We start from the raw sequence: 23,221 nt of genomic DNA, 5'->3' as shown, positions 1-23,221 counted from the left end.
ATATATTGTTCGACCTGTTTGATAGCTTTAACGACCTAATGAGGTTTTCATGGAATTGCGTCACCTGCGCTACTTCATCGCCGTTGCCGAAGAACTGCATTTCGGCCGCGCCGCACAGGTGCTGGGCATATCCCAGCCACCCTTGAGTCAGCAGATTCAGGCGCTGGAGCAGGAAGTCGGTGCACGCTTGTTCGAGCGGACCAATCGTCGGGTCGAGCTCAGCGAAGCCGGTCGATTGTTCCTCGAAGAGGCGCGACTGGTACTGGCGCAGGTCGACAAGGCGGCAGATGTGGCGCGCCGGGCGCAGTTGGGTGAGCTAGGCGAACTGAAAATCGGCTTTACCTCGTCGGCACCGTTCAACTCGACGATTCCCCAAGCGATTTTTTCGTTTCGTCAGCGTTTCCCCGCGGTGCATTTGAACCTGCGGGAAATGAGCAGTACACAAGTGGCCGACGCCTTGGTGGATGAGTCGATCGAAGTCGGGATCATGCGACCGCTCGGACTGCCGGATTGCCTGAGCGTCGTCGAGTTGATGCGTGAACCGCTGGTGGCGGTACTCAGCTCCAAGCATCCGCTGGTCAATGACAGTGAGGAAGGATTGTTCCTGTCTGCGCTGGCCCTCGAACCGTTCGTGTTTTTCCCGCGCAGCTATGGCAGCGGGCTCTATGCACAGTTGCTCAGCCTGGCCCGAGACGCCGGTTTCAGTCCGCACTTTGCCCAGGAAGCAGGCGAAGCAATGACCATCATTGGCCTGGTCGCTGCGGGGCTGGGCGTGTCGGTGCTGCCGGCGTCCTATCAGCGAATGCGGATTGATGGCGTGGTTTATCGGCCATTGCTTGATCCGGCGGCGGTGTCGGCGGTGTGGCTGGTGCAACGCAAGGATCAGAAGTCAGCGATGGCCAAGGCATTCGTGGAGCTGTTGACGCGCAAGGTTGAGCCGTTGAAAACATGACGGCTGCGCCGTCAATCGCGGGCAAGCCTGCTCCCACGGGGTTCGATGTGAGCCTCGCTTCTGCGGACGACACAAGCGGGCTTGCCCGCGAAAGCGTCCGCAAGTACACCGAAAATTCAAAGTCGTTCGGTAGTTTGCCGCGTTACGACCAGCGCTTGAAAATCAGCGAAGTATTCACCCCGCCAAACGCAAAATTGTTGTTCATCACGTAACGGTTGCTCATCTGCCGGAACTCGCCGCGCAAGTAGTCCAGCTTGCCGCAATGCGGGTCGACGTCGTCGAGGTTGAGGGTATGGGCGTAGAGGTCGCGGTTCATCATTTCGATGCTGAACCAGGACTCCAGCGCACCGCAGGCGCCGAGGGTGTGGCCGAGGAAGCTCTTTTGCGAGCTGATGGGCATGTGTTCGCCAAACAGGCTGCTGGTGGCCTGGGTTTCGGCGATGTCGCCCTGTTCGGTGGCAGTGCCGTGGCCGTTGACGTAACCGATATCCGACGGTTGCAGCCCCGCGTCTTCCAGTGCCAATTCCATCGCCCGACGCATGGTGACTTGTTCGGGACGGGTGGTGTGCTGGCCGTCGGCGTTGCTGCCGAAACCGACGATTTCGGCATGGATGCGTGCGCCGCGCGCGAGGGCGTGCTCCAGCTCTTCGAGCACCAGCATGCCACCCCCTTCACCGATCACCAGGCCGTCGCGGCCGCTGTCATAAGGACGTGGCGACAACTGCGGGGTGTCGTTCTTCAGGCTAGTGGCGTAGAGCGCGTCGAAAACCATGGCTTCGGTCGGGCACAGCTCTTCGGCGCCGCCGGCGAGCATCAGCGGCAAGCGGCCGAACTTGATGGCCTCGTAGGCATAGCCGATGCCCTGGCTGCCGCTGGTGCAGGCGCTTGACGTCGGGATCAGGCGGCCGGTGAGGCCGAAGAAAATGCTGATATTGGCCGCCGTGGTGTGCGGCATCATCCGCACATACGAGTTGGCGTTCAGGCCCTCGGCCACCGAATTGAGCAGCATGTTGCCGAACGCCTTGATCTCGTCGGTGCTGCCGGTGGACGAACCGCAGGCGACGCCCATGCGTCCATCCTTGATCGATTCGTCGTCGAGCAGTCCGGCGTCCGTCAACGCCTGTTCCGCCGCGCCGACTGCCAGCCGGGAAACACGGCCCATGCTGCGCAGTTGCTTACGGGTCCAGTGGCTCGGCACCTTGAAGTCGTCGATAGGCCCCGCCAGGCGCGTGTTGAGCTCGGTGAATCGATCCCACTCGTCCATCCGGCGGATGCCGCTGCGGTTGGCGGCGAAGTTGCCGACGATGGTCTGCCAATCGCTGCCGAGTGAGGTGATGCCGGCCATGCCGGTGACGACGACGCGCTTCATCAGCACAGGCCTCCGTTGACGGCCAGAACCTGCCGGGTGATGTACGAGGCTTCCGCGGACATCAGGAAATTCACTGCGCCTGCCACCTCTTCAGGTGTGCCCATGCGTTGTGCGGGAATCATTTTCATCAGTTCTTCCACCGGCACGTTTTCGTCGAGCATGGCCGTGTCGATCAGGCCGGGGGCGACACAGTTAACGGTAATTTTGCGCTTGCCCAGTTCAATCGCCAATGCTTTCGCCGCGCCGATCAGGCCGGCCTTGGAGGCGCTGTAGTTGACCTGGCCCCGGTTGCCGATCAGGCCGGACACCGACGTGATGCAGACAATCCGCCCGGCGGCGCGACGACGGATCATCGGCATCATCACCGGGTGCAACACGTTGTAGAAACCGTCGAGGTTGGTGCGCATCACCACATCCCAATCATCCTCGCTCAGTGCCGGAAAAGCACCATCACGGGTCAGGCCGGCGTTGAGCACCACGCCGTAATAGGCGCCGTGGGTTTCGACGTCGGCCTCAAGCATCGCTTTGCACATGGCGCGGTCGCTGACGTCGAATTGCAGGATGCGTGCCTTGCGTCCCAAGGCTTCGATGTCGGCTTGCACGGCCATGGCCTCGGTCAGTCCACTGCGGCAATGCAACACGATGTCATGCCCGGCCTGGGCCAGGCGCAAGGCGATGGCGCGGCCGATACCACGGCTGGAACCGGTGACCAGTACGGATTCAGTCATGACTGGACTCCTGCGGGTTCATGAAGATATTGAGCCGCCTGCGGCGGGCGGTACACGTTCAGGCGGGCGGTGGCGTGAATGCCTGGCCCGTCGATGTGGCATTCGAACACGCCCATGCCGTTGTCGTCCTCCAGCGAGCGGATGCCGTGGATGGTCAACTCGCTGCCGGCCGGGAAGTTTTCGACGTTGCACTCGAACTTGCGGCTGCCGAGCAGAAAGCCCAAGGCCACCGTTTCGCCGCGCTGGCGCGCATGACAACCGGCGAAGGCGGCGACGCTCTGGGCCATCAGTTCGATGCCAACCCAGGCCGGCAAACTGCCGTCAGGCAGGCTGAACAAGCCATCAGGCTTGACGGTGAGGCGGGTGTGAATCTGCTCGTCATCGAATGCCAGGATCTGATCGATAAAGATCATGTCGCCGGCGTGAGGCAGCAGTTCGGCGAGCGGCCAGTCAATCATGGGGCGTCTCCGATAATCAGGCTGACGTTGTTGCCACCGAAGGCAAAGGAATTGCTCATCAGGAAGCGAGGTCCTGTGGACGCCATTCGATCGGCCGGGGTCACCCATTTCAGGGGCGGTAACGCCGGGTCCGGTTGGCCATCCCAGATGTGCGGCGGCAGGGCGTGCGCGTGGTTGTCCTTGCTCAGGCTCAACCAGCAGAACGCCGCTTCCAGTGCCCCGGCGGCGCCGAGGGTATGACCGGTCATGGGTTTGGTCGACGAGCAGGGGACACCTTGCGCAAACAGCGCATTCACTGCCTGACTTTCCATGGCGTCGTTGTGCTGGGTAGCGGTGCCGTGCAGGTTCAGGTAGCCGATTTGTTCGGGCTGTAATTGGGCCTGGTTCAAAGCCTTGCGCATCGCTTGTCGGGCTCCACGGCCGGTCGGTTCCGGCGCGGAAATGTGATGGGCATCGGAGCTGGCGCCGCTGCCCAGCAAGGCAATCGCCTGGCTGTCACTGGACTGTTTGCTCATCAGGAACAGCACCGCCGCTTCACCGATGTTGATGCCGTTGCGGTTTACCGAGAACGGATTGCAGCGTTGCCCGGACACCGCCTCCAACGCTGAGAAACCATTAAGGGTCAGCTTGCACAATGTGTCGACGCCACCGCACAGCACCACGTCGCAAACGCCCAGATCGAGCAGTCTCCGGGCGCTCATCAATGCCCGGGCGCTGGAGGTGCAGGCGGTGGAAATCACATAGGCGGGACCGCTCAGTTGCAACCAGTCGGCGAGGAAATTTGCCGGTGCGCCGAGTTCCTGTTGCTCATAGTCATATTCGTTCGGGAACTGCTGCTCGCGCACGTACTGAGCCAGCCCCTGACTGGCCTCATCGATGCCCGAGGTGCTGGTGCCGAGCACCACGCCGATGCGATGACGACCGTAGGTCTGGATCGCTTGATCGATGTCCTGGCGAATTTGCAGGGCGGCTTCGAGCAACAGTTGATTGTTGCGGCTGCGCTGCCGACTCAGCTGTGGCGGAATCGCCGCAAGCTCGCCCTGCACCGCGCCTACGGGCAACGAACGCTCCGGCACCCAGCCAGCTTCACTGCGCATGCCGGAGCAGTCGCCAGCGAACAGGTTGCGGGCGACTTGCGCCTTGCCGCGCCCCAGCGAGCAAATCACCCCGAGGGCGTTCAGGTAGGCCGTCATGGGGTGTCACCGCTCAGGGGCGTGATTTGATAATTCGGGCCTTTTGGCAAACTCAATTCGAAGCTCGAGGGTTGTGAATAATGAACGTCCCAGCGCGCTGGCAGCGAACGTTGCGCGCCGTGTTGCCAGGCGCTGGGGTAGTTGCTCTGTAGCTCGTCTTTCGGGGTCAGCGCGAACAGCAACGCGGCGAACAGTTCTCGGGCTTCCGGGTTGGGCGGCAGCAGGCCATCGGCGCGCCACGAGCCGTCGACCAGTTTCTGGCGTGCCTGGGGAATGCCCAGCAGGTCCATCATCGACCAGCGAATGGCCGGACCTTCACGCTGGATCACCAGTACCCAGTCTTGACGCTGTTCGGCCTGCAAGCGCTGGATGTGAAATTGCAAAGGCAACGAAAGGCTCGGGTTTTTTTCGGGTAGCGGCGGCTGGCTGGCACAGGCGCTGAGCAGCAGGACTGCGACCGATAGAAGAAATCGCATGGCGAAGCGGTTGACGAAAAACATCACACAGCACCTTCAAGAGGTTTGCGCGCCACCACATTGACCAGCGTTTCTTCCCGTTGGCCAAAAGGCTTCGGTTGGCGCAAGCCCATACGTTCAAGCAGGCCGAAATCCCTGGCGCGGCTCCACCACAGGTACGGATAGGACACGTTTTTTTCCGTGAATTGAAAACCCTGTCGACGAATCATCGCCAGATACTGCGCGGCACTCTTTTGCACGTGCATCGGGTGGCGGAACAACCAGCGAATCACCCAGGTATCAATGTAAGCCTCGGTGGATTCCGCGAACAGCAGGTAACCACCCGGCTTGAGCACGCGATAGAACTCGGCGAGTGCCTGTTCCTGCTCGACCAGATGATGGAATGTCTGGTGACAGAACAGCAGGTCGACGCTGGCGTCGGGCACGGCCAGGGTCGCGCAATCGCTGCCGAGCAATTCTACCGTCAAACCTTGGCCAGCTGCTTCTGCGCGGCTCTGGTTCAGGCTTTGCGGGTCGGCGTCCACGCCGATCAGACGCTCGGGCATGAAGGCCTGTTGCAGATAGCGAAATGACTTGCCTTGACCGCAACCGGCGTCCAGCAACACCGGACGGCTTGGCAACACGTCGCCGAACAGGCGCTGCAGATCATTGATCGCCACGCGCAGCACATGATGCTGCCAGGTGTGGCTGCGCAGGAACCAAAGCCCGAAACGGGTCTCTTCGACGTAAGTGTTGCTCAAGTAGCTCATGTGGCGTCCCTTGAACACAGCTGCGACAACATCCGCAGTCGGCGTTTGGGCTCGGCGACGAACGGGTTGCGCTCATCCCAGGCATAACCGGCGAGGATCGAACTGATCATGCGGCGAATGTCCGGGGCACCGCCAGGGAAATAAATCACGTCCTGGAAAGTCCCGGCATACCAGCCCTCGACGTAGCAGCGGAAGGTATCGACACCGCGCTTGAGCGGTTCGGCGAACTCGCGTTGCCAGTCGACGGTTTCGCCTTGCAACTGACGGTGCAAAACCGCAGCGGCCATGCTCGCCGAACGCATGGCGATGGTCACGCCGGAGGAAAACACCGGATCGAGGAATTCCGCCGCGTTGCCCAGCAAGGCAAAACCCGGCCCGTGCAGGGTTTTGACGTTGGCCGAGTACCCGCCGATGGTACGCGCCGGTGTGTCCCAAACGGCGTTGGTCAATACGCCGGCGAGGCTCGGCGTTTCGGCAATGAAGCCGCGCAGGCAATCGTCCAGATTGTCGCTGCAACCCTCGAAATGTTCCGCTGAAGCGACCACGCCGACCGAGCAACGTCCGTTGCTGAACGGGATGGTCCAGAACCAGATATCGCGCTGGGTAGGGTGCGTGGTGACAAGGATCTTGCTGCGGTCGAAATTCGGGTTGTCGATATGGTCTTCGACGTGGGTGAACACGGCCTGGCGCAGCGGGAAATTCGACGGCGCCTCCAGGTCGAGCAAGCGTGGCAGGACACGTCCGTAACCGCTGGCATCGAGCATGAAATCCGCTTCGATCCGATACTCACTGCCATCCTCACGCCTGACGCCGAGCAGTGGCTTGGCTTGATCGATATCGACGCTGACAATGGTTTCGCCGTAACGGATCTCCACACCTTGCAGGGCGGCCTGATCGGCCAGCAGCTTGTCGAAGTCGGCGCGCTGGACCTGAAACGTTGTCGGTTTGCCTTGGGTGAACGTATCGCCGAAATCGAAGCTGCTGTAGCGCTCGCCCCAGGCGAACGCAGCACCGGTCTTCAGCTGGAAGCCGGCCGCGTTGACGGCATCGAGCATGCCCGCTTCTTCGACGAAATCCAGGCAATGCGACAGCAGGCTCTCGCCGATGGAAAACCGGGGGAAATGCTGTCGCTCGATGACCAGCACATCATGGCCCTTGCGTTTGAGCAGCGCAGCGGCGATAGCGCCGGAAGGGCCGGCCCCGATGACCACGATCGGGCGACGTTGCAATTCAACGGTTGGCATGAGGGCTCCTTGCCGGGGCGGCAGCGTTCAGGGGAATTCGGTGCATACCGGCGAGTGCCGGCAGCAGTGTCGCGACCAGGCCCATCAGCATCAACGCAAAGTACAGCGCCGGGCTGATCAGCTGTTGTTGCAGCAGCAGGTTGAGAAAGACGATCTCACTCAAGCCGCGAATGTTCAGCAGCACGCTTTCGCGCCAGCGACTGGCGCCCTGGAACGAGGCGTCGGCCCAGCCCAGGCCGATCCAGTTGCCCAGCAGTTTGCTGGCGATCGGCAACAGCAGCAGCGCCACCAGTTGCAGCCAGCCAAGGCTGTCCATCGCGCTGTGCACGTTGATCTGCACGATGCCGAAGGTGAGGATCAACGGGATGGCGATGTAGGTCTGCAGGCGGCTCATCCAGATCGCCGGCAGCGGCAGCACCAGCGGCGCCTTCAGCGCGGCCATGATCAACACATAACCGATGCCGAAAATCAGCGCATTGAGCTTGTAGTGTTCGGCGACCACCAGCAGGGCGAAAAAGCCCAGGCTGTAGAGCCAGGTCTGGCGCAGTCCGAGTAGCCGCAGCAACACGGGCAGGCAGGCACCGGCCAAGGGCAGCAGGAGACTGCCCAGGTGCAGGCTGCCTTGGGCGAGGGCAAAGAGGGTCCAGCAGGCGAGGTCGATCAGGATCGCGGTCTGTACCAGTCGACGGGTGGCGGCTGGCGGGTAATCGATGTGTCGCAGGTACAGGTACAACACTGGAATCGCAGTGATGGCAAACAACAAACCTACGGCCAGCGAGCTGATCCACGGTTGCGGCGGCAGCAGCCAGACCGCGGTGGCGAGGCCGCAGACGAACGGAATACAGAAACTCGGCAGAGCGATTTTCAGGCTTCGGCGGTCCAGTTGCAGATCGATCACATCGCTGAGGATATAGCCCAACAGCAGTGCAAAACTCAGGCTGTAGAGGTTTTTCAGCCAGATGGGCGACACCAGCGCCGCGCCGCTCAGTTGCCATTGCGGCTCGATCCAGAAGAACATCAACAGCGGCAGGCCAATGGTCGCCAGCAACAATTGGCTGACGATCGGGATCAGGCCGACGTGGCGACCGACGCGAGTCGCCACGGCGAACAACGCCAGGGCCATTAGCCAAAACACAACGATCATCATGTTGTCGGCTCCGCAACAGGTAGCGCATGCATGTGGCGCCCGGCCCAGGGGGCAAGCAGGAAACTGAAGATCAGCCCCAGGCTAACCGACAAGCCGAAATTACTCACCGCGGGCGTACTGGACACCGCCAGCAAGCCGAACGACAGCCAAGTGGTCAATGCCGCCAGCAAGGTGCCCAACAGGCTCACGGCGGCGCCACCGACCTGTTCGCGCATGAGGATCGCGTAGTCGACGCTGATCGCCGTCACCAGCAGCAGGCCGAACAGGCTGAACAGCGTCAGCGGCTGCCCCAGCCAACCGAGGCTGGCCAGGCTGCACAGAGCGGCCAGCAGCGGCAGGGACACAATGCGCAGTGCGCCGCCAAAGCCGAACGGCACGACCAACACCAGCACGATCAGCACACAGGAAGCGAGTTTCAGTTCGGCAGCGCTGATTTGAGTGGCAGCGAAAACACGGTTCAGCTCACCCAGTCGATCCACCAGTACCACCCCCGGTAAATCTTCAGCCTGGACTTGCAGCAAGTTCGGGTTGGTGATGCCTTGCAGGCTGACCATGGCCGCTACGCCGTCATCGGTCGGCCCCAGCCACAACAAGCGATAAGGTTCCGCCAGCGGCCCGGCCAGGGCACTGTCGATGTCTTCGACGGGCAGTGCTTGCAGCTGGGTCAACTCTGCTTGCAATGTCGCGATCGGCACGCCGACATCCAGCAGCGGCTGCCAGAACTGCGGCAGTTTGCCCAAGGCTTGGCGAACGTGTTGCTGGTCATTTGACGGGCTGACCAATTGGTCGAGCGACAGATAGCCCTGAAGTTTTTCCAGATTGACCAACTGATCCAGACGTTCGCTCAAGGCACTTGATCGTTCGAGCAATTGCTGTTGGTTGGCGGCCCGCACCAGGAAGAACTGGCTGGTGGGTTGATAGCCGGTGATCCGTGCGATGGTTTGTGCTTCGTCGGTCAATTGCTGCGGTGCACCGACCCATTGGCGAATGTCGTTTTTCGTTTGCAGTTGCAGCAGGCCAGCGACACAGAAAGCGAGCAGCAGAACCAGCAGCACCGGCGTGCTCAGGATCTTGAGCAAGTCTTCGCGACGAGCCAGCAAAAACTCGGAAACCTGCAGCGGCCATTGCGCCGGGCGCAACTCCACACCCTTGAGCAGCGCCGGCAACAGGCATACGGCGGACAGATAAGCTCCCAGCAGACCGGCGGCGGAGAACACCGCAATCTGGGTCAGCGCGGGGAACGGCGTCCAGGCCAGGGCCAGGTAGCCGATGGCGCTGGTGATCAGGCTCAATGTCAGGCCCGGCAAAGTCAGGCGTAGCGCTGGCCAGCTTTGCCAGGGTTTCAGGCTCCAGCTCTTGGACAAATAGTGCAATGGATAATCGACCGCGACGCCGATCAGGCTCGACCCCAGCACCAGTGTCATCACGTGCATATGACCGAACAGTGCCACACACGCCACCGCGCCGAACAGCATGCCCACCAGCACCGGGACAAATGCCAGCAACACACGCCAGCGGCGGAAGGCCAGAAGCAACAACAACAGGATGCCGACGGTGGCACCACCGCCGACCCAGGTCATCTCACGGGACGCCTGTTTCTGACCATTGGCGGCATAGAGCAGGCCGCTGGCGGCCAGCAGTTGCACGTCAGACGTAGCGGCTTCTTCGCGGCTTTGCGCAAGCAGATCGGCCACTTGCAGCGGCAGGCTCATGTCGAAGGCGTTGCCGGTGGTGCGGGCGCGCAGCAGTACCCAGCTCTTGCCGTCGGCATCGGCAATCAACGCGCCGCTGCCGAGGTCCAGTTGCACCGCACCGTGCTGCGGCTGGCTGTTCTGGATGCGTCCGGTCAGGCCCAGCCAGTCGTCCTGGCTTGGCACCAGGCTGAAGCCGGTGAAAGGGTCGAACAGCGCTTGTACGCGTTGCTGGATAAAGGCGTCGGGATGCTCGATCAATTGCTGGCGATCGTCCGCCGAGAGCATCGACAAACGGCCCTGCAACAGTTGCGTGCGCAGCGCCGGCAAATCGGCTTGCAGGTTCCACTGGACCTTCTCGAACAAACCACTGGCCTGCCATTGATCGCCGAGTTTTTGCGCCATGGCGATGGCCTGCTCACGATGTTCATGGCCGACCAGTACCAGCATTTCGCGATTCAGTGGTTCCTGCATGCGTTGTTCGGCGCGCAGTTCCAGAGCGTCGGGCGCAGTGCCCGGCACCAGTTCCATCAGGTTGGCCGACAACGGTGCACCGTTGCGCCATTGCCAACCGGCGAGCGCCACCACGGCCAGCAGCAGGATCACGAATAGCCACGGCAGCCTGCGTTCACTGGGCAAAGTCATGTTGCTCCGCGTCGCTCAAGGGTTGGGCACTGGTGCTGTCCTGCATGCGCAACAGGGTGCGGTCGCCCTGGGTTTCAAGCAATTCGATGCTGTGCACCAGTTCACCGCCGGCAATGTTGATCTGGTTGAACACCTGCTTGAGCAGCATCGAACGCGGTAGCAGGGTCAGTTTCCAGTTCTGCGCGTCGCCGCTCAAGGACAGTTCGAAATCCCGTTGCAGGCCGCTGCTGTCGCCTTGCAGCACAGCGAGGAACAAACGGTTCTGCTCGGCGCCCGCGCTTTTGCCAGGCAGCATCTGCCAGCTGTTGCCGTCGCGTCGGGCAATACCTTGGGTGGTGATGCGGTAATCCTGTTGTAACGGGGTTTTCAGTAGCCACAGCAGACCGTATTTTTTCGCCAGGACAAACGTGCCTTTGCTGGTCAGTGGCTGGGGCAGGGCACGCAGGTGCTTTTCCTGGATGAAGTTGCCGTGGATGACGTCGGGCTTGGCCAGTTGATCGCTGAGCTGTTGCAGATCGAATGCCTGAGCCAGCCCCGGAATGCCCAACACCACGCACAACACTGCAGGAGCGAGCCTGCTCGCGAAAAACCCGAGAACGCCGCAGGGTTTGGCCCCGGCGTCATCGTTAACGACCATCGCTGGCAAGCCAGCTCCCACAGGGGACCGGGGGTGGCGGAACATCATGGCAAGGCCCTTTCGACGGCGTCGGTGAAGACTTTGGGGGAAGCCAACAACATCTCGCGGTTGCTCATGTCGACCGCGACTTGCACGGAAACCGCGCGGGTCAGGCGTTCGCCGGTTTGCGCATCGCTGATCAGGTAGTTGATCTTCAGACGGTTTTCCCATTCCACCAGATTGGCTCGCACGTTGAGCTTCTGGCCGAACACCGCACCGCGCACGTAGCGCAATTGCAGGTCGATCACCGGCCACGCGTAACCCGAGTCGGACATCGCGGTGTAGTTGTGGCCGATCTTGTCCAGCAACGCGCAACGGGCGATTTCCAGGTATTTGACGTAATGACCGTGCCAGACGACGTTCATGCTGTCGACGTCAAAGAACGGTACGAGGATTTCCGTATCGGTGTGCAGCACTCCCTTGCTACGCATGCAGCCTCCAGTGTTGTTCGGCGATCCGTTTCAGGCACAGGCGCAGTTCGCCTTCCAGCGCACGATCTTCGATGACCGGCGGGAAGTCTTTGCCCAACGCTTCGTGCATGGCCGCGAGCGCTGGCGGCAACGGTCGCGCGTCCTCGGCCTGACCACGCAGCCAGACGCCTTGGTTGGCGGCGAGCAATGTGGCGGCGGCGACCTGTTCGGTCAATTCCAGTACACGGATCGCATCGCGGGCGGCGATGGTGCCCATGCTCACCTTGTCCTGGTTGTGACACTCGGTGGAACGCGAGAACACGCTGGCCGGCATGGTGTTTTTCAATGCTTCGGCGGTCCAGGCACTGGTGCCGATCTGCACGGCCTTGAAACCGTGGTTGAGCATCGCTCGGTCGGCTGTGGCACCGGAGAGATTGCTCGGCAAACCGTGGTTGTAGCGCTCATCCACCAGCAGGGCGAGTTGCCGGTCCAATAGGTCGGCGACGTTGGCGACCAGGTTTTTCAAACTGTCCATGGCGAACGCGATGTGGCCGCCATAGAAGTGCCCGCCATGCAAAACACGTTCGGCTTCGGCATCGATGATCGGGTTGTCGTTGGCGCTGTTGAGCTCGATTTCAATGAATGAACGCAACCAGTTCAGGCTATCGGCCAGCACGCCAAGGACATGGGGCGCGCAACGCAGGGAATAGCGGTCTTGCAGGCGATGCAGCGGTGCGGTCGGGGCGTCGATCGCCAGATCCTTGCGCAGCCACGCGGCGACTTGCATCTGCCCCGGATGGGGTTTGGCGGCGAACAGGCGCTCGTCGAAATGCTCGGGATTACCTTGCAGCGCGACCACGTTCAGCGCGGTGATGCGCGTCGCCAGTCGCAGCAGGTAGTCGGCGCGGGCGAAGGCCAGGCAGGCGAGGCCAGTCATCACGGCGGTGCCGTTCATCAGCGCCAGGGCTTCTTTCGGACGCAGCACCAGCGGTTGCCAGCCGAGCTCGCGATGCACCTCGGCGGACTGGCGGCGTTCGCCGCGGAACATCACTTCGCGTTCACCAGACAGCGTGGCGGCGACGTAGGACAGCGGCGTCAGATCGCCGCTGGCGCCGACCGAGCCCTCTTCCGGAATCAGCGGCAGAATGTCGTATTCAAGGAAGGCTTGCAGGCGTGCCAGCAGTTCCACCCGCACCCCCGACACGCCGTGGCACAGTGACTGCAACCGCGCCGCCAGCACCGCACGGGTGGCCTGGGCGTCGAGCAATTTGCCCAACCCGCAACCGTGGAAGGTGTACAGATGCTGCGGCAGCGCTTCGACGTGATGCAGCGGCACCGCCACCACACAGGAATCGCCGTAACCGGTGGTCACGCCGTAGATCACGCCTTCCTTGTCCAGCAGAGAGTCGAGGAAACGAGCGCCCTTGGCGATGCGCTCGCGGTAGGCAGCGTCGCTCTGCAATTGCGCCGGCGCCTGGCGGTTGGCCAGGGCCAGCACGTCTTCGATGCGCAAAGGGAGTTCGCCGAAGGTTACCGGCTCAAGCGTTGGCGTCGTCATCGGTCTTCCAGAAAGGGTAAAAGTTGAACCATTGTTGAGGCGCGTCGAGGCAATAGTGACTCAGGCGCTCGGCGTAGCGGGAGGCCCACTGATGAATGACCTGCTCGCGATCCGTACGTTTCCAGATAATCGAGTCCGCAAAAGGCTCAATGGTCAGGCGATAGTCACCGTCGGGTTTCTTCAGGCACAGCAACAGGTTGACCGGGCATTTCAACAAACCGGCCAACAGCCACGGCCCTTGCGGAAACCTGGCCGGATGGCCAAGGAAATCCACTGTCACGCTGCGCCCGCCATGCAGTGGCACGCGGTCGCCGGCAATCGCCAGCCACTCGCCGCGCTCCAGGCGCTCGTGCAGTTGCAGCATGATCACCGGGTCCAGTTCGCTGACCTGGATCAGGCGCAGATTGGTCGCGCCGGCTTCGCCGAGCAAGCGGTTGAATTGCTCGGCGTGTTTGGTGTGCACCAGCACATTCATAGTGACCTTTTCGCCGATTTCCGCCAGTGCGCGGCAGACTTCGAGATTGCCCAGGTGAGCGCCCACCAGCATCTGCCCGCGAGTACCGCGCAACTGATTGCGCAGCAGCGCCGGGTCGATGATTTCGATCTGCTCGATGCTCAACTTGCCGTTCCACACGTCGAGTTTGTCGAGCATGGAGTCGGCGAAGGCCATGAACTGGCCGAACACTCGCCAATGGCTCGGGCGCAATTCATTGCGACCGCTCCACTCGGCCAGGCGTTGCTGATATTGCCAGGCACTGTGGCGGGCGCTGCGGCCGAACAGGAAGAAATACAGGACGATGCCGTACAGCAGCGGGCTCAGCAGGCGACGGCCAAGCACTTTGGCGGCGACCGCGGTAAATTTCATCAGCCAGAAACTGCCGCGCTCTTCGCGGTCGGCCCAGTGTTGCTTTTGCGCGTTCATGCTCGCCACCGCCGCCAGAGGATCACCGGTGAACGCAGCAACATGCCGAAAAACAGCCGGGTGTGCATGCTCGATATCAGTACGTTGTCGTAGAACAGGCGGAAATGCGAAACACCGTCCAGCGGGTAATGCACTTTGGTTTGCAGCCATTGCATCGGTTGGTTGCGCCAGGCCAGGCGTACCAGGATGTCCGAGTCGAAATCCATGCGTTTGCCGATTTTTGCCGACTCGATCAGTGCCAGAACCGGCGGCAGCGGATACACACGGAAGCCGCACATCGAGTCGCGAATCTGCAGCGACAGGGTGTTGATCCAGACCATGACGTGGGTCAGGTAGCGGGCGTACAAGCGGCCTTTAGGCACGCTTTCATCGTACTTCGGGTAGCCGCAGATCACCGCTTGCGGATGCTTGCGCGACAGTTCGATAAAGCGTTGCACGTCTTGCAGGTCATGCTGGCCGTCGGCGTCCACTTGCAAGGCGTGGCTGAAACCCAGGCGCGACGCTTCACGCAGGCCGGTCATGACCGCGCCGCCCTTGCCCTGATTGGCAGCGAGGCGAATCAGGTAGACCATTTCGCGTTGCGCCAGTCGATCAAGTACCCTGGCGCACGCCGGGCTGCTGGCATCATCCACCAGAATGCACGGCAGATGGCGGGCAATCAGCGCATCGACCACGGTGGTGATTGCACTTTCGTGGTTGTACACCGGAATGACTGCGCAGGGGCTATGCATGCTGGTTTGCACCTGCAAGTGCGGGTTCCAGCAAAATCCGCCCGCTGGAGCAGGTGGCGGTCTCATTGCGATAGGCAAAGTACAGTTTGCTGCGGACCGGGTCGAAACGCAGGTGCAATTGGACTTCATCCCCCGGACGCACCAGTTGCTGGAATTTCAGCACTTCCATGCCGGCGAACTTTTCCGGCAAGTTCATCAATTGCTGGCCGAGGTTCAGCGCCCACTCCACTTGCACCACGCCGGGCAATACCGGTGCCGTGGGGAAGTGACCACTGAAATAGGCAAGATCCGGCGGCACGGCCAGTTGCAGGCTCCACTCGCCTTCGGTTTCGAGCTGTTCCAGAATTTGCGGCGCCTTGGGGCGCGGCGCCAGCAGCAAGGCTTCGACGTCGGCCTGGGGCAGTTTTCCCTGGGTGTTCAGCGGTAGTTGTCGCAGCAAGCGCCAGCGCCGTGGCAGGGCCAGCGCTTCGCAATGCTGGCTCAGGTGTTGGCGCAATTGTTCAGTGAGCGTGCGTCGTCCTTGATTGCGCAAGGCATGAAGGCCCGCTTCTGTCAGGACCAGCAATGCACCCAGTGAAGCGCGATTTTCCTGGACGACGCCAAGGCGCGCTTCGGCCACCCATGCATGGGTCATCAACGCCTGTTCCAGCATCGGTAGCGAAATACGCTTTTCTTCCAGTTTGACGATTCGGTCCAGCCGCCCCAGCAACTCGAAACGGCCGTCAGCGACAATTCGCGCGGCATCGGCGGTATGTTCGACATGGCCGGCGGGCAAGTAGGGTGAGGCGATGAGCAGTGCGCCGTCAGCGTCCTGGCTCAAGGCGACATCGGCGAAGGGTTGCCAGAGCGTTGGCCCCTGGCGCCAGGCGATGCCGCCGGTTTCCGAGCTGCCAAAAATTTCTGTCGGCCATTGATGGAGGCGTTGGTACAAAATCTTAGCCGCCTCGGCCGGCAACGCGCCGCCGGAAGAAAATACCCGGCGCACTGCGCTCATGGCGGGCCAGTCGAGGTTGTCGCCCATGCGCTTGAGCAGTGCCGGGCTGGCCACCCAGGCGAAAGCCGGATGCTGGCGACTGGCGCGTTGCAGGTCTTCCGGAAACGCCAGTTGCCTGCGCGTGAACGGGCGTCCGGCACACAGTGGCCAGAGCACGCGGAACAGCAGGCCGTAGATGTGTTGGGTGGCAACGCTGCCGATGATGCATGCCGGGCCGAGATCGGCGCCCCACAGCTGTTCCAGGGCTTGGACCTCATTGGCCAATTGCCGCAGGTTTTTTTCGATGCGCTTGGGCTCGCCACTGGATCCGGACGTGCACAGGCTCAGCCGGCATTGATCCAGATCCAGTGCGGCGGCGCTGAGCGGTGCATGTCGGTAAGCGCTCAGCTGAGCATCGTCGGGCTGATCGGTGAGCCACAGGTCCACTTCCTTCGACCAGCGCTGGCGGGTTTGCGCTTGCAAGTCTGCGGGCAGCAATACGCTGACCCCGGCACGCCAGGCACCCAGCAGGGCAATCGCCAGATCGGCGGCGTCTTCAAGGTGCACGGCAATGCGCTGCACACCCTGGGCTTGCAGGCCGGCGGCCAGGCTCAGGGCCTGGGCACACAGATGTGCGTGATCGAGCGGCGGCTCGGCCGTTACGGCTCGCTGCGGCTCGGCCTTGAGCAGCAGCTGCTCAAGTTTTATCCAATTCATGGGTGGCCTCGTACCCGTTGTCGTATCAGCCATTCAATGGCAAACATCAGGCCTATCAATCCGTAGGAAATAAGACCGGTGTACAACATCCACCAGTTCAGTGGCGCCCACAGCGTCAGGGCGGCGGCGCACAAACCGTTGCACAGAAAAAACACGCTCCAGGCGATGGTCACCTGGCGGGTATAGCGAATGGCCTTGGCGGGCAAGTGCGGTTCGCGCAGACGGGCCAGGCGTTCGACCATTGGCGGGCCGTACATCAGACTCGATCCGAACAGCGCCAGCATGAAACCGCTGATCAGCACCGGATACCAACGCAACAACGCCGGGCTGTTGAACAGCGCCAGCAGCAGGCAAAAGACGATGGCTGCCGCGGCCATCCACAGGCTGCCGGGCTTTTGTCGGCCGCTCAGTGCGCGGGCCAGCCACAGGCTGCCCAGCAGCAAACCGAATTGCCACGGCGCAAAATGCTCCATGCCGAAATACACCGCAAAGGGGTACAGCAGGCCTGCCAGCAGCAGGCCAAGGCCGATCAGTCGGCTCATGCGGCCGGTTGAACCAGACGGTAGACCGCCTCGACGACGTCGCTGACGGTACGCACCGATTTGAATTCTTCGGCGGCGATTTTCTTGCCGGTCTGACGTTTGATGTGGTCGATCAGGTCAACCGCGTCGATGCTGTCGATTTCCAGATCCTGATACAGGTTGGATTCGAGGCTGACGCGCTCGGGCTCCAGTTCAAACAGCTCGACCAAGGCATCGCGCAGGGTGTTGAAAATGTCGTCACGAGTTTGCATGGTCCGGTCTCAAGCTGCCTGTTTTGCGGTGACGAACGCCGCAAGGCTCGCCACGTTGCTGAAATGATTACGCGTGTCCTTGGCGTCGGCATCGATTTTGATGCCGTATTTTTTCTGGATGGCCAGGCCGAGTTCCAGAGCATCGACAGAGTCCAGGCCCAAGCCTTCGCCGAAGAGCGTCTGGTCATCGCCGATGTCGTCGGCACTGATGTCTTCGAGGCCAAGGGCGTCGATGATAAGCATTTTGATATCACGGTGCAGATCGCTCATCTTCGGCGAGCTCCTTAATAAAGTACGAATGTAGGTAATCATTGAGCTTGCGCGAGGCTTGAGGCGCTGGGCCCAGCGCAGCGAAGGCCTGTGGGTCTATATCGGCCCCGACGCGAAAACTGAAGTGCACACGACGCTTTGGGATCCGATACCAGGGCTCCGCTTTGGTCAACGTGGTCGGATTGACCCTGATCACCACGGGGGTGAGGATTTTCGCACCCCGCACGGCAATTGCCGCTCCTCCCCGATGAAAGGCCGGTGCCTGGCCCGGCTGGGTGCGGGTGCCTTCGGGAAAGATGATCAGGGTTTGACCCTCTTTCAATGCATCGGCGGCGGCATCGAGCATGTCCATGCTGCCGTCGTTGCTGATGTATTCGGTACGGCGTAGCGGGCCGCGGGTGAAAGGGTTTTCCCAGAGGCTTTGCTTGACCACGCAGTTGGCGTGGCGCACCAGCCCGATCAGGAATACCACGTCGATCAGCGAGGGATGATTGGCGATGATCATCTGCCCCGGGCGTCCGAGTTTTTCCTCGCCCTGAATGTCATAGGTCAGCACGCCGGCGCGAGCCATGAACCGCACGAAAAACCAGAAGCAACGGCTGACCGTATGCCGCGCGCGCAGGCGATGGGTCCGGGCATCGCCCGGCAAACAGCCGAGCAACGGAAAAACCACCACGCGCAGGCACAGCCCGCCCAGTCCGAACAGGGTAAAGCTTGCAGCAGTTGCCAGCAGGCGCCAGTAGTAGGCGTCGCGGTTTTTCTCGATCATGGATTGCGTTGCCAGGTCCATACACGATTTTTCCAGGCATGTTGGCAGGTGGTTTGCTGGCCCAGCAGCGTTTTCAACAGATTCAGTGCATGGGGCCAGCGAGACTTGGACAACGCATCCGAGGGGCTGTTCAGGGACAGCTGCCAGTCGTTGCCTGGCGTGATCAGCAGGCCGAGGGCGTACGGAAACGGCACGTCATCAATCCACGTCGAATAGGCTTCGGGGGGCTGTTCCTCGGTTACCACCAGCAACACGGCCGGCGCACCCTCATTCAGCAAGGCCGCGGCTTCCAGCATGCCGTGTTCCAGGCCATCGCCGGCTGCGGCAAGGGCGGTCATCTCGCTGGTTTCAGCGCGCATGATCGACCACAGGCCAATGATCGCGTTGTGCACAGAAAGACTGAATTGAGTGGGCGACAGCGGCTGTTCAACGGCCAACTCACTGAGAATGTCGAAGGTGCGCGGGGTTTCACCATGACGGGAAACAAAGACCAGCGGCAAGTCCTGACGACCTTCGGCCAGGGGCCAGGCGATACTGAATGCCATCCTTGCCAGCCGACTGAGGCGTCGGCGCTGCATGGCCGGCAGAAACGAGACATCCGGGGCCGCATCGCTGCCCGGGAGTACGACCGGTCGTCGACTCCAGGCTTGCCAATCGTCCACGCTTTCGAGCCCCGGGGCCCACGCGCGCCACTGGGCGATGTTGAAATTGATCACAGACATTCATCCCGCCCCTGCGGGCTTTCTTGACGCGATGAGTGCGCAAATGCACGGCACACCCTACGTGGCGCTTGGCGCCGAGTGGTGCGCATTATCCCGGTGCGACGAACGCGTAGCAAATGCTGGTTACATTTTGCTCAGCAAGATGTACCGCCTGGTTGGCGAAAAATGAACGTTTGGCAATTATTCACATTTTCATCATGCCGTTTGTCGGCCATTGCTGCGTATGGCTCTGATGTTTCCCGTTTTTTGGTGCGAGACGACGACTGACTGTGCAGTCCCCATTCCGGGAGGTAGCTAAGCAACGCCATGCACCACTACACTCGGTCATTCTTTGATACACGGAGGTTTTGACATGCGGCGCGTGGTGTTCAATCAGAAAGGTGGCGTGGGCAAATCCAGCATTGCCTGCAATTTGGCGGCGGTCAGCGCCAACGAGGGTTTTCGCACCCTTTTGGTTGACCTCGATGCCCAGGCCAATTCCACTCAATACCTGACGGGGCTCACCGGCAATGACATTCCCATGGGGATTGCCGATTTTTTCAAGCAAACCCTGTCTTCCGGGCCGTTCTCCAGAAAAAACCAGGTCGATATCTACGAAACGCCGTTCGATAACCTCCATGTCGTCACCGCCACGGCTGAACTGGCGGACTTGCAGCCCAAGCTCGAGGCCAAGCACAAGATCAATAAGCTGAGGAAGTTGCTGGAAGAGCTGAGCGAAGACTATGACCGGATTTACCTCGATACCCCTCCAGCGCTCAATTTTTACGCCGTTTCAGCGCTGATTGCCGCTGATCGCGTGCTGATTCCCTTCGATTGCGACAGTTTTTCGCGCCAGGCTCTTTACGGCCTGCTGGCGGAAATCGAAGAGCTGAAGGAGGACCACAACGAAGGCCTGGAAGTTGAAGGCATCGTCGTCAACCAGTTTCAGGCCCGAGCCAGCCTGCCGCAGCAAATTCTCGACGAACTGATCGCTGAGGGGCTGCCGGTGTTGCCGGTGTATCTGGCCTCTTCGGTGCGCATGCGCGAATCCCACCAGGCCAATACGCCGCTGATCCATCTCGATCCAAGACACAAGCTGACGCAGCAATTCGTCGAGCTGCACAACCTGCTGGAAAACGCCTGATATTTGGTCATACACACAACCTTCAGGAGTGAGCCCTGCTTGCGATGAGGTTTGACATCCACATCCTCGCCGACTGACTCGCTCACACAAGGGCTGCGCTGTTTCAGATCCCCTGACTGCGCAGCCAGCTCATCAACTGCGGCAATGGAAACGCCCCGCTCTGGCGTGCGACTTCCCGGCCGTTCTTGAACAGGATCAGGCTCGGGATCGAGCGAATCCCCAGCTGGGCTGATAATTGCTGATTGGCCTCACTGTCCAGCTTGGCCAGCCGGCACTTGCCCGCCAGTTGCGCTGCCGCTTGTTCAAATACCGGCGCAAACGACTTGCACGGCCCGCACCAGTCCGCCCACACGTCCACCAGCAACGGCAAATCACCCTTGATCTGGCTGGCGTAGTCACCTTGTTTCAGTTCAAACGGCTTGTTCAACAAGACCTCGGCTTTGCAGCGTCCGCATTTGGGATGATCGTTCAGGCGTTCGGCCGGGATGCGGTTGAGGCCATTGCAGTGGGGGCAGGGGATGAGGAGAGGATTGGTCATGGGCGATATCCAATAGAGAACTGATAACGGCTAGTTGGAGACGTTTGCTTATATTTTCAATCGTGCAGCAACTGAAGCTGAAACTAGGCTGAGACAAGGATCTGATTGAGACCGTTGGTCTGTTTAGATGTATCGCATGTTGCGATAAAAAATCCTTGTGATTAACTCCTCCATAGCAAAATGCGATAAGGATGTTGCATGCGAGTGTTTTCCGAAAAGCGTATCCGGGACGCCAAAGTAAAGTGGCCGCTGGCGGCCAGCGCGCTGGACCAGTGGTATCGATTGGCAAAGCGCGTCAAGCCAACTGATTTTTCGGCCATGAAATCTTCGTTTCCCGCAACCGACAAGGTCGGTGAGTTTCACGTTTTTGATATTGGCGGAAACAAATTACGGCTGATTCCTATGTTCGATATCAGCATCAAAAAATCTACATCAAGCATGTGCTGGATCACCGCGAATATGACCGCGGTAAATGGAAGGAGGGAAGATCATGAGTGTTCTGATCAAAAACGCGGCCGAGCATTGGGAGTTCGTTGCGCCATTGCTGCGCAAGCCCAAGAACGAAGACGACTATGACACTCTGGTGCAGGCACTCGACGAGTTACTCGAGATGACCGGAGTTGACGAGTCACACCCCCTGATGAGTCTGGTGGACATCATCGGTGACTGGATTGAAGAGTGGGATCACAAACATCACCCTATGCCCGAAGCTACGGGTGCCGAAGTGCTTGGTTACATGATGCGCGAACACGGCCTGACACAGAGCGATCTACCCGGAGTCGGCCCCCAGTCAGTGGTATCCGAGATTCTGAGCGGGAAGCGTCAGCTCAACCTGCGGCAGATCCGCTGGTTGGCCGAACGCTTTGGTGTGTCGGTGGAAACCTTCATATGACCGGATTCAGGAAGAACAACTGATCTCCAGATGCTTGCCCCACTCCGGCGGCCGTTCGGCGTAGCTTTCCATTCCCGGCTGTTCCTCGAACGGCTTGCTCAGCACCGTGTGCAGGCGCCGAACCTCCGAGTAGTCGCCGCTCTCTGCCGCATCGATAGCCTTTTGCGCCAGATAATTGCGCAGGATGTACAGCGGATTCACCGCGTGCATCCGTTGCCGACGCTGCGCTTGATCAAGCGCGCCTTCGCGGGCAACCCGGGCGATGTAGAGCTCGCCCCAGGCATCGAAGCCCTTGAGGTCGACGAAGTCATCACGCAAGCGGGCGACGGCCGCCTCCGGTGATTCGTCGCCCAGGCGGCGGAAGAACAGGCTGTAATCGACGCCGCTGTTTTGCATCAGTTGCAGCAGGTGTTCCAGCAGCTTCTGGTCGTCGTCTTCAGCCGTGGTGAAGCCAAGACGACGGCGCATCAGGTCGAGGTAATGGGCCTGGAACAGTGGCAGGTACAGGCCGAGGGTTTCGCGCAGGGCCTCGACGCTGATGAACGGCGTCAAGGCCTGGGCCAGGGCGCTGAGGTTCCACTGTCCGATCGGCACCTGGTTGCTGAAGGAATAGCGGCCCTGGTCATCGGAGTGGTTGCAGATGAAGTTGGCGTCGAAGTCGTCGAGGAAGGCGAACGGGCCGAAATCGAAGGTAATGCCGAGGATCGACATGTTGTCGGTATTCATCACCCCGTGGCAGAAGCCGTAGGCTTGCCACTTGGCGATCAGCTCGGCGTTGCGTTCGACGATTTCGCGGAACATGGCCAGATACGGTTCCGGTTGTTCCAGGCATTGCGGGAAATGCATGGCCAGCACGTGATCGCCGAGCTCTTTCTGTTTTTCGGGGCGCTTGGTGTAGTAGAAATACTCGAAATGTCCGAAGCGCACATGGCTCGGTGCCAGGCGCAGGACCATGGCGGCGCGTTCCTGTTTTTCGCGCCAGACCGGGGTGTCGGAGCCGATCACGCACAGTGCTCGTGTGGTCGGGATGTTCAGCGCGTGCAACGCTTCAGAAGCAAGGAATTCGCGGATCGAGGAGCGCAGCACCGCACGACCATCGCCCATGCGCGAAAACGGTGTCTGGCCGGCACCCTTGAGGTGCAGGTCCCAGTGTTCGCCGGCCTCGTTGTACACCTCACCCAGCAACAGGCCCCGACCGTCGCCCAGTTGCGGGTTGTACGAACCGAACTGATGCCCGGAATAGACCATTGCCCGAGGAACCGCATCGGCCCAGAGCTTATGGCCGCTGAACAGCTCGGCGAACTCCGGGGTTTCGGCCACGGCCGGGTCAAGGTCCAGCAGCGCCATGGCGGCAGGGCTAGCGACTACGAGGCGCGGGTTGTCGATGGGCTCGGGCAGCACGTGGGCGGAAAACGTATCGCCCAAGCGGTCGAAGCGATTATCGAAGGTCAGTTCGTCGAGGGCTTTCAAGGGCC

General features: G+C 60.9%; 25 protein-coding genes and 1 pseudogene. 4 read left to right on the top strand and 22 right to left on the bottom strand.

All coding sequences use genetic code 11. The features are described from left to right. Positions 1-49 precede the first annotated feature (49 nt). On the top strand, positions 50-952 hold the full coding sequence (locus D8V06_RS05570) for a LysR family transcriptional regulator (protein ID WP_056852282.1): 903 nt from the start codon (positions 50-52) through the stop codon (positions 950-952). 142 nt (positions 953-1,094) lie between these two features. Here the strand turns inward: D8V06_RS05570 and D8V06_RS05565 are convergent, their stop codons facing one another. Genes D8V06_RS05565 through D8V06_RS05470 form a run of 20 tightly spaced genes read right to left on the bottom strand, consistent with a single transcriptional unit; the run spans position 1,095 to position 19,193 of the window. Beyond that, positions 1,095-2,321 carry a beta-ketoacyl-ACP synthase gene (locus D8V06_RS05565; RefSeq protein WP_130930579.1) on the bottom strand — a complete coding sequence of 409 codons (1,227 nt, stop codon included), beginning with the start codon at positions 2,319-2,321 and terminating at the stop codon, positions 1,095-1,097. After that, positions 2,321-3,049: a 3-oxoacyl-ACP reductase FabG gene (fabG, locus tag D8V06_RS05560; protein WP_130903916.1), complete on the bottom strand. Its 729-nt coding sequence runs from the start codon at positions 3,047-3,049 to the stop codon at positions 2,321-2,323. Before fabG ends, D8V06_RS05565 begins: the two co-directional genes overlap by 1 nt. Further along, positions 3,046-3,507, bottom strand: a complete 462-nt coding sequence (locus D8V06_RS05555) for a hotdog family protein (RefSeq protein WP_056852285.1) — start codon at positions 3,505-3,507, stop codon at positions 3,046-3,048. The genes fabG and D8V06_RS05555 overlap by 4 nt, the downstream gene beginning before the upstream one ends. Further along, the gene (locus D8V06_RS05550) at positions 3,504-4,700 is read right to left on the bottom strand and encodes a beta-ketoacyl-[acyl-carrier-protein] synthase family protein (RefSeq protein ID WP_130903917.1); all 1,197 of its coding nucleotides are present in this window, start codon (positions 4,698-4,700) and stop codon (positions 3,504-3,506) included. The genes D8V06_RS05555 and D8V06_RS05550 overlap by 4 nt, the downstream gene beginning before the upstream one ends. Continuing rightward, positions 4,697-5,200, bottom strand: coding sequence for a hypothetical protein (locus D8V06_RS05545; RefSeq protein WP_130930578.1), 504 nt, complete (start codon positions 5,198-5,200; stop codon positions 4,697-4,699). Before D8V06_RS05545 ends, D8V06_RS05550 begins: the two co-directional genes overlap by 4 nt. Next, the gene (locus tag D8V06_RS05540) at positions 5,200-5,925 is read right to left on the bottom strand and encodes a class I SAM-dependent methyltransferase (RefSeq protein ID WP_130903918.1); all 726 of its coding nucleotides are present in this window, start codon (positions 5,923-5,925) and stop codon (positions 5,200-5,202) included. Before D8V06_RS05540 ends, D8V06_RS05545 begins: the two co-directional genes overlap by 1 nt. Further along, positions 5,922-7,169 carry an NAD(P)/FAD-dependent oxidoreductase gene (locus tag D8V06_RS05535; protein ID WP_130930577.1) on the bottom strand — a complete coding sequence of 416 codons (1,248 nt, stop codon included), beginning with the start codon at positions 7,167-7,169 and terminating at the stop codon, positions 5,922-5,924. The genes D8V06_RS05540 and D8V06_RS05535 overlap by 4 nt, the downstream gene beginning before the upstream one ends. Beyond that, positions 7,156-8,316 carry a sodium:proton antiporter gene (locus D8V06_RS05530; RefSeq protein WP_130930576.1) on the bottom strand — a complete coding sequence of 387 codons (1,161 nt, stop codon included), beginning with the start codon at positions 8,314-8,316 and terminating at the stop codon, positions 7,156-7,158. Before D8V06_RS05530 ends, D8V06_RS05535 begins: the two co-directional genes overlap by 14 nt. Then, on the bottom strand, positions 8,313-10,652 hold the full coding sequence (locus D8V06_RS05525; RefSeq protein WP_130930575.1) for an MMPL family transporter: 2,340 nt from the start codon (positions 10,650-10,652) through the stop codon (positions 8,313-8,315). Before D8V06_RS05525 ends, D8V06_RS05530 begins: the two co-directional genes overlap by 4 nt. After that, positions 10,636-11,337, bottom strand: coding sequence for an outer membrane lipoprotein carrier protein LolA (locus D8V06_RS05520; RefSeq protein WP_130903922.1), 702 nt, complete (start codon positions 11,335-11,337; stop codon positions 10,636-10,638). The genes D8V06_RS05525 and D8V06_RS05520 overlap by 17 nt, the downstream gene beginning before the upstream one ends. Further along, entirely contained in the window at positions 11,334-11,759 is a 426-nt protein-coding gene (locus D8V06_RS05515; protein ID WP_056852292.1) for an acyl-CoA thioesterase, read from the bottom strand. The genes D8V06_RS05520 and D8V06_RS05515 overlap by 4 nt, the downstream gene beginning before the upstream one ends. Then, positions 11,752-13,296 carry an aromatic amino acid ammonia-lyase gene (locus D8V06_RS05510; RefSeq protein ID WP_130930574.1) on the bottom strand — a complete coding sequence of 515 codons (1,545 nt, stop codon included), beginning with the start codon at positions 13,294-13,296 and terminating at the stop codon, positions 11,752-11,754. The genes D8V06_RS05515 and D8V06_RS05510 overlap by 8 nt, the downstream gene beginning before the upstream one ends. Beyond that, positions 13,277-14,218: a glycosyl transferase gene (locus D8V06_RS05505; RefSeq protein ID WP_056852294.1), complete on the bottom strand. Its 942-nt coding sequence runs from the start codon at positions 14,216-14,218 to the stop codon at positions 13,277-13,279. Before D8V06_RS05505 ends, D8V06_RS05510 begins: the two co-directional genes overlap by 20 nt. Next, positions 14,215-14,949, bottom strand: a complete 735-nt coding sequence (locus D8V06_RS05500; protein WP_130903925.1) for a glycosyltransferase family 2 protein — start codon at positions 14,947-14,949, stop codon at positions 14,215-14,217. The genes D8V06_RS05505 and D8V06_RS05500 overlap by 4 nt, the downstream gene beginning before the upstream one ends. After that, complete coding sequence (locus D8V06_RS05495; RefSeq protein ID WP_130930573.1) at positions 14,942-16,639, bottom strand: acyl-CoA synthetase family protein; 1,698 nt, start codon at positions 16,637-16,639, stop codon at positions 14,942-14,944. Before D8V06_RS05495 ends, D8V06_RS05500 begins: the two co-directional genes overlap by 8 nt. Further along, on the bottom strand, positions 16,636-17,181 hold the full coding sequence (locus tag D8V06_RS05490; protein ID WP_130930572.1) for a hypothetical protein: 546 nt from the start codon (positions 17,179-17,181) through the stop codon (positions 16,636-16,638). The genes D8V06_RS05495 and D8V06_RS05490 overlap by 4 nt, the downstream gene beginning before the upstream one ends. Beyond that, entirely contained in the window at positions 17,178-17,432 is a 255-nt protein-coding gene (locus D8V06_RS05485) for an acyl carrier protein (protein ID WP_028622164.1), read from the bottom strand. Before D8V06_RS05485 ends, D8V06_RS05490 begins: the two co-directional genes overlap by 4 nt. 9 nt (positions 17,433-17,441) lie before the next feature. Continuing rightward, the gene (locus D8V06_RS05480; protein WP_056852297.1) at positions 17,442-17,702 is read right to left on the bottom strand and encodes a phosphopantetheine-binding protein; all 261 of its coding nucleotides are present in this window, start codon (positions 17,700-17,702) and stop codon (positions 17,442-17,444) included. Next, positions 17,683-18,492 carry a lysophospholipid acyltransferase family protein gene (locus D8V06_RS05475; protein WP_056852298.1) on the bottom strand — a complete coding sequence of 270 codons (810 nt, stop codon included), beginning with the start codon at positions 18,490-18,492 and terminating at the stop codon, positions 17,683-17,685. The genes D8V06_RS05480 and D8V06_RS05475 overlap by 20 nt, the downstream gene beginning before the upstream one ends. Continuing rightward, positions 18,468-19,193, bottom strand: a complete 726-nt coding sequence (locus tag D8V06_RS05470; RefSeq protein ID WP_130930571.1) for a beta-ketoacyl synthase chain length factor — start codon at positions 19,191-19,193, stop codon at positions 18,468-18,470. The genes D8V06_RS05475 and D8V06_RS05470 overlap by 25 nt, the downstream gene beginning before the upstream one ends. Before the next feature lie 352 nt (positions 19,194-19,545). Here D8V06_RS05470 and D8V06_RS05465 point away from each other — a divergent pair, with 352 nt between their 5' ends. After that, positions 19,546-20,316: a ParA family protein gene (locus D8V06_RS05465; RefSeq protein ID WP_056852300.1), complete on the top strand. Its 771-nt coding sequence runs from the start codon at positions 19,546-19,548 to the stop codon at positions 20,314-20,316. Between the two features lie 103 nt (positions 20,317-20,419). On the opposite strand, the gene trxC is transcribed toward D8V06_RS05465, so the two are convergent. Continuing rightward, positions 20,420-20,854 (bottom strand): thioredoxin TrxC, encoded by a 435-nt coding sequence (gene trxC / locus D8V06_RS05460; RefSeq protein WP_130930570.1) that lies wholly within the window; start codon positions 20,852-20,854, stop codon positions 20,420-20,422. 198 nt (positions 20,855-21,052) lie between these two features. On the opposite strand from trxC, the pseudogene D8V06_RS05455 reads away from it, so the two are divergent. Beyond that, positions 21,053-21,348 (top strand): annotated as a pseudogene (locus tag D8V06_RS05455) (type II toxin-antitoxin system HigB family toxin). After that, positions 21,345-21,746, top strand: coding sequence for a transcriptional regulator (locus tag D8V06_RS05450; protein ID WP_130903931.1), 402 nt, complete (start codon positions 21,345-21,347; stop codon positions 21,744-21,746). The pseudogene D8V06_RS05455 and the gene D8V06_RS05450 overlap by 4 nt, the downstream one beginning before the upstream one ends. Positions 21,747-21,752: 6 nt before the next feature. Here the strand turns inward: D8V06_RS05450 and selO are convergent, their stop codons facing one another. After that, on the bottom strand, positions 21,753-23,216 hold the full coding sequence (gene selO, locus D8V06_RS05445; protein WP_130907014.1) for a protein adenylyltransferase SelO: 1,464 nt from the start codon (positions 23,214-23,216) through the stop codon (positions 21,753-21,755). Between the last annotated feature and the right edge of the window lie 5 nt (positions 23,217-23,221).

It is taken from the genome of Pseudomonas sp. Sample_24 (assembly GCF_004307605.1).
Lineage (GTDB): Bacteria > Pseudomonadota > Gammaproteobacteria > Pseudomonadales > Pseudomonadaceae > Aquipseudomonas.
Note: the sequence above shows the minus strand (reverse complement) of the source record. Positions and strands in the feature narration are given on the sequence as shown.